Source organism: Paenibacillus chitinolyticus, assembly GCF_045038035.1.
Lineage (GTDB): Bacteria > Bacillota > Bacilli > Paenibacillales > NBRC-103111 > Paenibacillus_F > Paenibacillus_F chitinolyticus_A.
The window spans coordinates 3,571,876-3,585,013 of the sequence record NZ_CP173427.1 but is presented as its reverse complement, the minus strand read 5'-3'; the positions used below and the strand labels follow the sequence as shown (position 1 = coordinate 3,585,013).

4 protein-coding genes are annotated in these 13,138 nt (G+C 53.6%); 3 read left to right on the top strand and 1 reads right to left on the bottom strand.

The annotated features are described in order from the left end of the window. Positions 1 to 19 precede the first annotated feature (19 nt). From ACI48J_RS15880 to ACI48J_RS15870, 3 genes are all read left to right on the top strand, one after another. On the top strand, positions 20 to 973 hold the full coding sequence (locus ACI48J_RS15880; RefSeq protein WP_405079198.1) for an alpha/beta fold hydrolase: 954 nt from the start codon (positions 20 to 22) through the stop codon (positions 971 to 973). A gap of 120 nt (positions 974 to 1,093) precedes the next feature. Continuing rightward, entirely contained in the window at positions 1,094 to 1,597 is a 504-nt protein-coding gene (locus ACI48J_RS15875; RefSeq protein ID WP_405079197.1) for a hypothetical protein, read from the top strand. 487 nt (positions 1,598 to 2,084) lie between these two features. Further along, the gene (locus ACI48J_RS15870; protein ID WP_405079196.1) at positions 2,085 to 11,384 is read left to right on the top strand and encodes a fibronectin type III domain-containing protein; all 9,300 of its coding nucleotides are present in this window, start codon (positions 2,085 to 2,087) and stop codon (positions 11,382 to 11,384) included. 133 nt (positions 11,385 to 11,517) lie between these two features. Here the strand turns inward: ACI48J_RS15870 and ACI48J_RS15865 are convergent, their stop codons facing one another. Further along, the gene (locus tag ACI48J_RS15865; protein WP_405079194.1) at positions 11,518 to 12,984 is read right to left on the bottom strand and encodes an NAD-dependent succinate-semialdehyde dehydrogenase; all 1,467 of its coding nucleotides are present in this window, start codon (positions 12,982 to 12,984) and stop codon (positions 11,518 to 11,520) included. Positions 12,985 to 13,138 lie beyond the last annotated feature (154 nt).

The following is a 13,138-nucleotide window of genomic DNA, read 5'->3' as shown; positions in this document are numbered from 1 at the left end:
GAAAAACAAGGGTGATCGGATGAAGGAAACACATTTTCATTTAAACGAAGAGACGGAGATGCCTGTCTTTGTTTACCGATGGGAGCCGGAACGGGGCACTCCCCTTCGAGGCGTCGTACAGATCGCGCACGGCATGGCGGAGCACGCGCTGCGCTACAAGCGGTTTGCGGAAAAGCTTACGGCCCGCGGTTATATCGTCTACGCCAACGACCATAGGGGGCACGGAAGAACGGCCGCCCACAAGAACGACTTGGGATACCCGGGGCCGGACGGGTTCGCGGGGATGACGGACGATATGATCGATCTGGGCAGACGGATACTCGAGGAACAGGACGGGCTGCCTCTGTATCTTATCGGGCACAGCATGGGATCGTTCCTTTCCCAGAAAGTCATGTACCGGGCTCCGCAGCTTTATGAAGGCGTGGCTCTTCTCGGGACGAACGGACCGAAGGGCGCGATTTTGAAAGCGGGCATTTTGCTGGCGAAAATGCTCGTGTCCCACAGCGGTGACCGCGCGCGCAGCAGGTTCCTGAGCCACACGGCGCTCGGCAGCTTTAACCGGCCTTTCCGTCCGAACCGGACGGAATTCGACTGGCTCAGCACGGACGAGGCGGAGGTCGATAAATTCGTGAAAGATCCGCTTTGCGGGTACATCTGCACAACGGGATTTTTTAAAGACTTTTTTATCCATCTGTCCGATATTCATCTGAAACGTCATATGCGGAGCATTCCGAAGCACCTACCGGTCCTGCTTCTGGCCGGTGATAAAGATCCCGTCGGCGGGCAGGGCAAGGGCGTGAGACGTCTTGCTGCCTTGTATCGTAAACTGGGGCTGGAGCAGGTGGACTGCAAGCTGTATGAGAACAAACGTCACGAGATTTTGAACGAAGCGAACCGCGAAGAAGTGATGGAAGACCTGATAAGCTGGCTCGATTCTTCCCGGGGCCTGATTAAAGAACCCGCTACATCCTGAGGAGCAGACCGGACCGCGAAAGCGGTCTTTTTTTTAGTTGCCGGCCGTATAATTAGGGCTTAACAAATATACCAAATAAAGGTATTATGGAATCATCTAATCAGGGATGTGATCATCATAATGGTTACCGGCACGGTGGCTGGTCTGCTTTTGTTGGGCTTCGTGGCGTGGAAGACTTATCAAGCCCGGCAGGCTTTTAGGAAGGTAGGCGTTTTGGTGGCGAAGGGGCACATGTATCCCCTCGATTTTTGGGTTTTTGCTGCCAGCATGTTTATCCTTGCTCTTTTGATGGGGCAAGATGGCTTGTGGTTCGCCGCCTTATGCGGATTCATCTTCTATCTGGAATGGGTCAAAATGTTTTATTTGGGTACGGAAGGGCTTAAAACCGGGACGAAATTTTACGAGCGTAGCAGGCTGATCACTTACGAAATTACGGAAGGAAACGGTCCTGTAATCCATATTATCGTTGCTGGCGAGATAGACCCTGTGCGGCTTTCCTGCAAGGAGAAAGATTTTGCTATCCTGAAGGATCAGGTGATCCGTTATTTCGAGGAAAGGCCGGAAGGCTCTCAGTCGGCGGACACGGGAAGAGGGAAGATCCGCCGTTTAGGCGGTTGGCTTTAGGGGCGCCGGACAACATGCTCTGATCGGCAATGATTTTAAAGGCGCCGGGCGCCTTTCCAGAATTCATAGTTGTTCTGTTAAGAAAGCTGCAGCAGTTACGATCCCGCGGGAGGTATGCGAGCCAGCCTTAGTTTGGTCTGAGACCGTGCTAAGGTTATTTGCCGTTTGTTTAAAGATTGAAAGGAGAGGACTCTAACTAGCACGGTTTTTTTCGACAAAATATGACATATAAATTAAATTTTCTTAATATGATAGTTTGAATGTTTTTTATTATTGATATTCATTATTTTCGGTGTAAGATCTGAATTAAGGAGGTTACTTTACTAAGATATGGGTCTATAGTAACAATTTAAGAGTTCAAAAGGTGGAAAAGGAGGAGGATAGGCTCTCGTTACAATTAGCCTGTTGTCTCGGAAAAAATTCTAGGTAAGTAAAAGAAGAACCGGAAACGGACCTCAAATGAACTCATGCTTAGGCGGGTGGCTTTATGAAGTATTTTTTAAAACATTTAATGATGCTGTGCAGCCTATTGGCGGGAATTTTTATTTTTGTTCCCCTGCAGGCGCTGGCTGCGCCTTCGGCTCCGACGGGTCTGAAAGTCGTCGGGAGCCCGGGTTCAACAAGCGTGTCGTTGTCTTGGACGGCAGCTACCGGAGCTACCGGCGGGTATAACATTTACCGCAACGGCAACGGTGCCGTCGATGCGTTAAGCGGAAGCACAACCTCGACCAGCTACACGGTAACCGGCCTGAATTCCGGCGCGAGTTATTCGTTTTACGTGAAAGCGAAAGACAGCAAAGGCGTACTTTCAGGGGCAAGCAATTCCGTTTCCGTAAAAACAGCGGACGTTTCTCCTCCATCCGCTCCTTCCGGACTCACCTCTTCCATATCAGGCACGAACTTAACATTATCTTGGTCGCCTTCTTCAGATAATGTGGGCGTTACCAGCTATACCTTGTATAAGGCATACGATGGCGGGTCATACTCGGCCAGCGGAACGTATACCTCTACAACGACGGGCTCTTTCTCAATCGTGGAAGGCCGGACCTACAAATTCAAAGTCGCAGCCAGCGATGCGGCGGGAAATGTATCCGCTTACAGTAACGAGGTAAACGTTTTTGTCGATTACACACCTCCTACGGCTCCTTCGGGTTTGACTTTATCGAGTAAGACGGCGACTTCCGTCAGCTTATCGTGGAACGCTTCCAGCGATAATGTGGGCGTCAGTTCCTATGAAGTTTTCCGAACCGGAAACGGCGCGACAAACGCTTCAAGCGGCACGACCTCGGGAACTTCTATGACGGTAAGCGGACTGAACAGCGGCGCTGCGTATACTTTTTATGTAAAAGCCAAAGATTCCAAAGGAAACGTTTCCGGTGCGAGCAGCAGTTTATCGGTGACCTTAACGGTCCCGGATACCCAGGCTCCCACCGCGCCGGCCAACTTAAGAGCAAGCTTATCCGGCACGGATTTGTCGTTAACCTGGACAGGCTCGACGGATAATGTCGGTGTCCAGAAATACAATCTGTATAAGGCGTATGACGGCGGCGGCTATGGCATTCATAACACGTATACGTCCACAGGAACGGGCTCCTTTGTTATCGTGGAAGGCCGCTCTTACAAATTTAAGGTAACAGCTGTGGATGCGGCGGGCAACGAATCGTCTGCCAGCAACGAGATAGCCGTACAGGCGGATGTGACGCCTCCTTCGATTCCGGCCAATCTTAAGGTCGTCAGTTTTACGGACACTAAGGTCAGTTTGTCGTGGTCGGCTTCGACAGATAATGTAGGAGTTGTCGCCTATGACATTTATCGTACCGGCAACGGTGCCGTCGATCAGTTAAGCGCAACCGTGTCGTCAACGAGCGCGACTGTCGACAGTTTGAATTCGGGAGCAACTTACAGCTTTTATGTAAAAGCTAGAGATGCAAAGGGCCTTGTATCCGCCGCAAGCCCGGCGGTTAAAGTGACTATGCAGGATTTAAGCGGTCCTACCGCTCCGGGCAATCTGAAAGCTTCGCTCAGCGGCTTGAATCTGACGCTGACTTGGACGGCGTCGACGGACAATGTGGGCGTAGTGCGTTATCGGTTGTACAAAGCGTACGACGGCGGCGGGTACGAGGTACACAATCAGTACGAAACGACATCCGCTGCCTTCGGGATCGTGGAAGGCCGTTCGTACAAATTCAAAGTGACGGCGCTGGACGCCGCCGGTAACGAATCGCCGGCAAGCGGCGAAGTCTCCGTGCTTGTGGATACGACAGCCCCGAGCGCTCCGACGAACGTGCGGATTACCGGCACGACCGAAACGACGGTCAGTCTGGCCTGGTCGGCATCGACGGACAATGTGGGCGTCACCGGCTACGAGGTGTACCGGACCGGCAACGGAGCGGTGAACGAGCTGAGCGCGACGGCGACGGGTACCTCGGTCACCGTGACGGGCCTGAACAACGGGGCGAGCTACAGCTTCTACGTCGTCGCCAAGGACGCCAAAGGCAACAAGTCGCCGGCGAGCGGCTCCGTGAACGTATCGCTGGATACGCAGGCGCCGAGCGCTCCGGGCAATTTGAAAGCTTCGCTCAGCGGCTTGAATCTGACGCTGACCTGGACGGCGTCGACGGACAATGTGGGCGTGGCGCGGTATCGGTTGTACAAAGCGTACGACGGCGGCGGGTATGAGGTTCACAATCAGTACGAAACGACATCCGCTGCCTTCGGGATTGTGGAAGGCCGTTCGTACAAATTCAAAGTGACGGCGCTGGACGCCGCCGGCAACGAATCGCCGGCAAGCGGCGAAGTCTCCGTGCTTGTGGATACGACAGCCCCGAGCGCTCCGACGAACGTGCGGATTACCGGCACGACCGAAACGACGGTCAGTCTGGCCTGGTCGGCATCGACGGACAATGTGAGCGTCACCGGCTACGAAGTGTACCGGACCGGCAACGGAGCGGTGAACGAGCTGAGCGCGACGGCGACGGGTACCTCGGTCACCGTGACGGGCCTGAACAACGGGGCGAGCTACAGCTTTTACGTCGTCGCCAAGGACGCCAAAGGCAACAAGTCGCCGGCGAGCGGCTCCGTGAACGTATCGCTGGATACGCAGGCGCCGAGCGCTCCGGGCAATTTGAAAGCTTCGCTCAGCGGCTTGAATCTTACGCTGACCTGGACGGCGTCGACGGATAATGTGGGCGTGGCGCGGTATCGGTTGTACAAAGCGTACGACGGCGGCGGGTATGAGGTACACAATCAGTACGAAACGACATCCGCTGCCTTCGGGATCGTGGAAGGCCGTTCGTACAAATTCAAAGTGACGGCGCTGGACGCCGCCGGCAACGAATCGCCGGCAAGCGGTGAAGTCTCCGTGCTTGTGGATACGACAGCGCCGAGCGCTCCGACGAACGTGCGGATTACCGGAACGACCGAAACGACGGTCAGTCTGGCCTGGTCGGCATCGACGGACAATGTGGGCGTCACCGGCTACGAAGTGTACCGGACCGGCAACGGAGCGGTGAACGAGCTGAGCGCGACGGCGACGGGTACCTCGGTCACCGTGACGGGCCTGAACAACGGGGCGAGCTACAGCTTCTACGTCGTCGCCAAGGACGCCAAAGGCAACAAGTCGCCGGCGAGCGGCTCCGTGAAGGTTTCGACCGACATGCAGCCTCCTACGGCCCCCGGCAATCTCAAAGCCGTATTGAACGGATTAAACGTAACGTTAACGTGGATGGCATCCACGGATAATACGGCGGTAGACTACTACAGAGTTTATAAGGCGTACGACTCGGTAGACTACGGCGTTAACGGGAATTACGAAACGACCGGCACGGGCTCTTTTGCGCTGGTGGAAGGAAGAATGTATAAATTTAAGGTGACGGCCGTAGATAAGGCAGGCAACGAATCACCGCCGAGCAATGAAGTGACGGTGGAGGCTTTCGCGGAGCCGTTGGCTCCTCCGACCGGGCTTGTTGTCAGCAATCTCGGAGAATCGGGTTTAACCTTATCCTGGACAGCTTCTCCAAGCGGTTCGAGAGTCAGTTCCTATGCCGTTTACCGCACGGGCAACGGTGCGACGAATCAGTTAACGGCTTCGACAAGCGGGACGAGCGTCGCGATCGATAGTTTGAACAGCGGGGCTGCCTACAGCTTTTATGTGAAGGCCAAGGATGCTTCGGGAGTGTTTTCCGCAGCAAGCGTACCCGTATCCGTGACGATGAAGGATTTGAAAGCGCCCAGCGCTCCTTCCGGATTAGCCGCTTCGACCAGCGGGAACCAGCTTACGCTGACATGGACGGCGTCGGCGGACAATGTGGGAGTCACCGGGTATGTTTTGTACAAAGCGTATGATAACGGAGCTTTTACTCCTGACGGTACTTATACGGGAACAAGCGCATCTTTTCCGATCGTCGAAGGACGCTCCTATCAATTTATGGTAAAAGCGGTCGATGCGGCGGGAAATGCGTCTCCCGGCAGCAATACGGTTGCCGTATGGAAGGGCGTTTCGCCTCCGAGCGGGTTGAAAGTGACCGGAGTAACCGAAACGACGGTCGATCTTGAGTGGACGTCCTCCAGAGCGCAAAGCGGAATAGCGGCGTATGAAATTTACCGGACCGGGAACGGAGCCAATCAGGTCCTTAGCGGCACGACATCCGGCAACACGGTGAAAATCACGGGATTGAATCGTACGGCAACGTATACGTTTTATATTCAAGCCCGCGACAGCAAAGGAAACGTATCTGCTCCCAGCGAGCTCGTTACTGTTAATATGCAGGGTAAAACGGTGGTCGACGGTCCCGCCTTGCAAGCTTCCGCCAACGGGTCCCTGGTAACCCTTTCGTGGACGATGCCGCCGGCTTTAGCTCCAAAAGTAAGCAAATATGTCATCTATAAATCGTATGACGACGGAGACTTCCTAGTAAACGGGCTGGAGGAGGAAGCAAAAACGACGATCGAGCTTGTGCAGGGACGCGCGTACAAGTTTAAGGTCAAGGCTCTTTACAAGGACGGGACTTATTCCAAAGACAGTAACGAAGTGAGTGTCCTGGTCGGAGTGGGCACTCCGGCGAATGTCGTGGCAGTATCGGTTAAAGAAACGACCGTCCAGTTGAAATGGACCGGCTCGAAGGCTAAGGAAGGCATCGCGCAGTACGAAGTTTACCGCACGGGAGAAGGAACTTCCGGCGTGTTGGCCGGAACTACCGTGGATACCGCGATTACCTTAACCGGTCTTGCGAGGGGAACCTCTTACGAATTTTTCGTAAAAGCGAAAGATACGAAGGGGAACTACTCCGTTCCAAGCAATCCGACCGTTAAAGTCACTACGCGTAAAACGTTTACCGAATCGCCGCTGCTCACGCTTAAATCGCGAAACGGCCAGCAGATCAAATTAAGCTGGTCTTACGCCCCCGATTCACCGGTCGCGTCCTACAAGCTTTACCGTACGGTGGATGGGGAGGAGTACGTAACGGCCAACATTCCCGCTGCCCAGTCTTCCTTCGATTACACGTTGAGTCAAACGGATAAAACGTATTCGTTTTACTTGCGCGCAGTCGAGGGGGATGGAAGCTTGTCCGATTCGAGCAACGAGGTAATCGTAAGAGAAGCTTCTCCGCCCACGGCACCGAAAAATCTGGTCCTTACCTCCAATACCGGTGATCGGATCGGTTTAAAATGGAGTCCTTCCACGGACAACGTCGGAGTGGAATACTACTTGATTTTGAAATCTGGGAACGGCGCCGACGACGTGTCGGTAATGAAAGTGGAGGCCCCTAAAACGGAAGCGGTCATTTCCCTTCCGCAAACGGGTTTGGAGTATATGTATCAGGTTCAGGCGGTAGACGAGGCCGGCAACCGTTCTCCTTCCAGCAATTCAGTTACCGCGTCTTCCAAAGATGCCGAGACAGGGGAAGCCGGGACCCTTGATCCGGAAGCGGGATTCGTTGTCGATCCCGATGATATCGAAGCCTTTATATCGGCGAATTCGTCGAAACTTTCATCCAAACAAAAACAGGTATTAAGAACGAAAATTAACCTGTACGCAAGCAACCCTAAAATCCGCAGTACTTATGTGGAAAAGCTTACCGGCAATCCGTTGGTGTTCTTCTTCGAGGGGGCCACCGACGATGTGGAAGACCACAAAATTAAAGGATATCATCAGAATGGCCGCTATCGGGCCATGGCTGTCGTGATCAAAAAGAAAAAGATCGTGGATGTGTTTACCGATGCCAGTACGCTTAGCGATGATCCCGATGGAAGGAATAGCTCCGGTCAGGCGATGGCGACTACGCAACCCGGTGTATATCCGTTTCACAGCGGCATCCACCATCCGGACAAAGATAAAGGCTATGCGGCTTTGTTAATGGATGAGCGGAGCAATTTCCCTGTTTTTAGGGGAGCTTCCCGAAAGGAGTCCAATGATGGGGGAGGAATCAACATCCACATGGGCTTCGATACGCATCCGATTTCAGAAGGATGTCTCATCATTCATAAAAGCTCCTTTAACCGCTTCGCGGACGCTGTAGGCTTCCGTAAACCGGGAGTTACGATCGAGAAGGGAGTCAAACAATTTGTAAACGTACAAGGATATGCGGTCATTGACCGGAGTGAGGACCCGAGTTGGGGAGGCGTACCCAGCTGGAACGAAGACACGAGCGGACCTGCTGCGGGCGAAATATCGGGTTCGATGCCGGCGAACTACCAACCGTATATCGATCAACTGAAAAAAGCGCATCCGAACTGGTCCTTTAATTTTTACCCGGCCGGCATGTCGCTTGATTATCTGGTAAGCAAGGAATACAACCACAATAATCCGACCCCGAAAACAGACTTGCCGGAGTTCAAGGAAACGAATCAAAGCATTATCGCGGATCGGGACCAATATGAGCTGAGAGACGGGAACTTTTTCTTGTCCAAAAGATCAGGGGTTGATTTTTTTGCGAACCCGCTTCACTTTCTGAATGATAATCGAGTCGGATACGGGACTTCGGACGGACTCTTCTACGATGATAACGGCCTGTACATGTTCCTGGACGCCACATTCGACGAGAGCTCGCAGAAATTGGATTCTCTCAAGAGCATGATGAAAGGGACCTATTTTGCAAAAGACACGGACAGATATGCTTCTTTGTTCTACAATGCGGCTAAAGCCAGTGACGTCAACGCGTACATTCTGCTTTCGAAAGCGTTCGTGGAAGGTAAAGCTTACTCCAATCCGCCTTCTTCCCTGGTGTCCGGCTACGCTTTTAAAGGAAAGACGGTGTATAACTTCTTCGGCATAGGAGCTTATGACGGAAACGCGTTGTCCAAAGGAGCCCAGCGCGCCTACGACGAAGGATGGTTTACCGAGAAAGACGCCATTGAAGGCGGAGCCAAATTGTTGAAAAAATATACGAAGGACGGGCAGGATACGCTGTATAAAACGAGATACAATCTCGATGTGCTGAACAAAACGGGTAATGTGGGCAAACAGTATGCTTCCAACATTGCGGACGCGTTTGTAAAAGGCAGCCAGCTCAATAAAAAACCGAACTACTTGCTGGATAAAGAGAAGCTGGTCTTTAACATCCCGGTATTTGAGAGCTCCGCCGGAAAATCCAGGATGACGGCAAACTCCTTGCTTGCGCTTACCGAGGATTCCGAGAGCCCGGTGCGGGAGGTATCGTCTGCGGCCGTAACGGAAGTTGTATCCGGTCTTTTCGAAGGTTTGGACGATACCAGAAAGGGTATTATGGTGAATTTCGATGCTCCGCTCGATCCCGGCGAAGCGTTTGATGAAATCGTCCTCTCTAACGGATCGAGTCTCGTTCCGGTTACGTACACCGTATACGGACATCAATTGTACGTCGTGCCCGAAATTCAATTGGATGCAAACTTAAGCCACTCTCTTATTATCCCTGACGGAGCTCTTTATGATGGCAATGGAGATAAGATAGCGCTGCAAAACATACCCGTGGCGTACGGGGATAAAACGAGTCTAATCCTTGTCAGCTCGTCACCGGCAGATCAGGCGGCCGGAGTCAAACCGAATGAAACGGTGCAGCTCAACTGGAATGAAGATATTCAGCCTGGGGATGCCTTCGGGACTATCGCCATTACAACGAGTGAGAATGAAAACGTTGAGATTAACCCGGCCATTCAGAACAACCAGCTTCTTTTAACGCCCAAAACAGAGTGGGAGCCCGGAAAAAGCTATACCGTTCACGTTCCCGCCAAGGCAGTCAAAAGCAGTTCCGGAATCGGGAATGAGGAGCTTTCGATTTCTTTCCGTACCGCAGAGCGGGATATAGAACCTCCGTCTGCGCCTGCCGAATTAAGAATGACGGATCGTTCCGGCACCTCAATCGGCCTTGCATGGAAATCGTCAAACGACAACACGGGTATTGCGGGATATGACGTGTTCCGGTCATCCGTGCGCGTAGGTTCGTCGGTCAGTCCGAATTATACCGTTACCGGCTTAACCTACGGGGAAACGTATACGTTTACCGTCATAGCGAAAGACCTTGCCGGCAACGTCTCTGTGCCGAGTGAGTCATTGACGGCTGCCACGCTTCCGGACACAGAGCCTCCCAGCCCTCCCGGCCAGCTTGCCGAAACGGACAAAACAGGGACGACGATCGGGATTACCTGGACGGAAGCAGAGGACAATGCAGGTGTTACGGCTTATGAGATTTATTCGGGCAGTGTTTTGCTCGGTGTGAGTACGACCAACAAGTTTACAATCGGGCCTTTGGCATACGGTCTAACTTACACCGTTACGGTAAGAGCAAGGGACGCCGCGGGAAATGTTTCCTTGCCGAGCCCGAGCATAGTCGTTAAAACACTGGATGATAGGGAACCTCCGGCCGCGCCGAAAAACGTTGTAAAGACCGGATTGACACCTACGAGAATTAGTCTGCGTTGGGACGCTTCTACGGACAGCGGGGGAAATCCCGTATATTCAATCTTCTACGGACAAAAGCTGCTCCAGACGACTACACTCACACGGACCACGGTATATCTAGAGGAATACATGCTCCCCGGCAGCAGCTATACCATCCGTGTGGCGGCGCATTACTTTGGCGGGGCTATGTCCGAACCGACTCCTTTGACCGTGACGATTCCTCTGGATACTATAGCGCCTTCAACCCCTACAGGGTTAATGACGATTCAGGAAACGACAGAGACCACGGTTCATTTATTCTGGCCGCCCGCACCGGACAATTATGGAGTTGCGGGATATTACATCTACGATGACGGAAAAATGATCAGTTACCTGGCTATGCCGGCATCTTCGTTTGATACACCCGGTTCCTATTTTATTGAAGGTCTTGTACCGGGAAGCAGTCACAGCTTTACCATACAAGCCAAGGATCACTCCGGAAATGTGTCGGGAATAAGCGCTCCCTTGCAGATCGTGACTCTGCCTGATATGACACCGCCGTCCAAACCTGCGGAGGTTGCGGGGTCAGTCACGGCCGATTCGGCATTTCGTATCACCTGGACCGCTTCCGCCGATAATGTCGGCGTCGCCGGGTACGAAATATATGAGGATGCCCGCCTTATCGGTACCAGCGTTACAAATGCTTATACGGTTACAGGCGCCACTTACGGGAAACCGATTGAGCTGAGCGTAAAAGCGAGAGATGCCGCGGGAAATTTGTCTGAAGCGAGCGATATCTTGCGAGTTGTTCTCGGTCCGCAGCCGCAGGCCATACCTCCTTCCGGTCCGATGGGCAGAAAGGAACCGGAGGTGCCATATTTTACGGTTGATCCGTACCGAAAAAGCTTTGGCTTTATACGGCCGCTCATTTAACCGTTTCAAAACAGGCAGCTTTTTTCTCGATTGTTACGAACTATAAGCGGATTCCAAAAAAACGGCACCTGCGGAGAAATTTCTTCGCAGGTGCCGTTTTTCGTTATCCGGATGACTTCCGGCCGTCTTTGGCTCAATACAAGCCTAGCGAGATGTACTTGATCTCCACGTACTCCTCGATCCCGTACTTGCCGCCCTCCCGGCCGAGGCCGCTTTCTTTCATGCCTCCGAACGGGGCTTGGGCGGAAGAAGGCAGGCCGTCGTTTACGCCGACGATGCCGTACTGGAGCCGTTCGGCGAGGCGGATGGCGTGATTGATGTTGGAAGTGAACACGTAGGATGCGAGCCCGTAAGGAGAATCGTTCGCCTGCCGGACGGCATCGTCCGAATCGGTAAATTCGACGATCGGCGCGACGGGGCCAAACGTTTCTTCCTTCATGATCAGCATGGAGCTGTCCACACCCGTAAGCAGAGTCGGCTCGAAAAAGTGGCCGGCATGCTCAGGCACTTCCTTCCGGCTGCCGCCCGTAATGACGGTTGCCCCGCGTTCCACGGCGTCCGATACGTGCTTCTGAATCTTGTTCAGGCCGTCTTGGTCAATGACGGGCCCGATTGCGGAGTCCGGGTCCATACCGTCGCCGACCTTCAGGGCCCGGATTTTGTCCGCCAGCAGGTTCTCGAACGCCGCGCGGATGCCCTTCTGGACGTAAATCCGGTTGGCGCATACGCAGGTTTGTCCGGCATTGCGAAACTTCGACAGCAAGGTCTGCTCGGCGGCCAATTCCACGTCGGCATCGTCCAGCACGATCACCGGGGCGTGTCCGCCCAGCTCCAGCGATATTTTCTTCATCGTATCGGCGGAAGCGCGCATGATGTGCTTGCCGACCTCGGTCGATCCGGTGAAGGTCACTTTCGCTACCCGGGAGTCCGCAAACAGCGTATCGCCGATCACGGAGGCTTCTCCGGTCACGATGTTGAGTACCCCGGCGGGTATGCCGGCTTCTTCGGCCAGCTTGGCCATGTACAGCGCCGTTAACGGCGTCTGCTCCGCGGGCTTGACGATGCAGGTGCAGCCTGCCGCGAGAGCAGGGCCTACCTTGCGCGTAATCATGGCGGCGGGGAAATTCCAAGGCGTGATCGCGGCCACGACACCGACGGGCTGACGCAGGACAAACATCCGCTTGCCCGAGCTGGTCGCCGGAATGATGTCTCCGTAAAGCCGCTTGGCTTCCTCGGCATACCAGGAGATGAAGCTGGCCGCATACGCGATCTCGCCTTTGGCTTCGGACAGCGGCTTGCCTTGCTCTGCTGTCATCGTTCTGGCCAGGTCTTCTTGATGCCGCATCAGCAGGTGATACCAGCGCATCAGCATATCGGAACGCTCGTAAGCGGATAAAGTGCTCCAGGATTGAAAAGCGGCATGGGCCGCTTCGATAGCGGCCTTCGTTTCGGCTTCTCCCGAATCCGGTACGGTCGCGATCTCCTTCAGAGTGGAAGGGTTAACGACCGAAATCGTCTTACCGCTGTCCGCTTCGATCCATTGGCCGTTCACGTAATTCAGCCAGCGTTCGGAAACGCTGCCGGAAGTTGTCGTAGTCATGAAGATCTCCTCCTTTTTGTTACGAAAAAAGCTTGCCATTAAAAACGGCGCAAAATCGCCCTTTCTGAAAAACGGCGCATGGAGTGATTGCCGGGCAAATGAAAGCAGGCCGAGCCTCTAAAGCTTTTCGCTAACCGGTATCCTTCATTTATTA

Excerpts from the sequence above, each read along its gene's own strand:
- ACI48J_RS15880 (WP_405079198.1), top strand. The coding sequence starts at position 20 with ATGAAGGAAACACATTTTCATTTAAACGAAGAGACGGAGATGCCTGTC.
- ACI48J_RS15865 (WP_405079194.1), bottom strand. The coding sequence starts at position 12,984 with ATGACTACGACAACTTCCGGCAGCGTTTCCGAACGCTGGCTGAATTAC.
- ACI48J_RS15870 (WP_405079196.1), top strand. The coding sequence starts at position 2,085 with ATGAAGTATTTTTTAAAACATTTAATGATGCTGTGCAGCCTATTGGCG.
- ACI48J_RS15875 (WP_405079197.1), top strand. The coding sequence starts at position 1,094 with ATGGTTACCGGCACGGTGGCTGGTCTGCTTTTGTTGGGCTTCGTGGCG.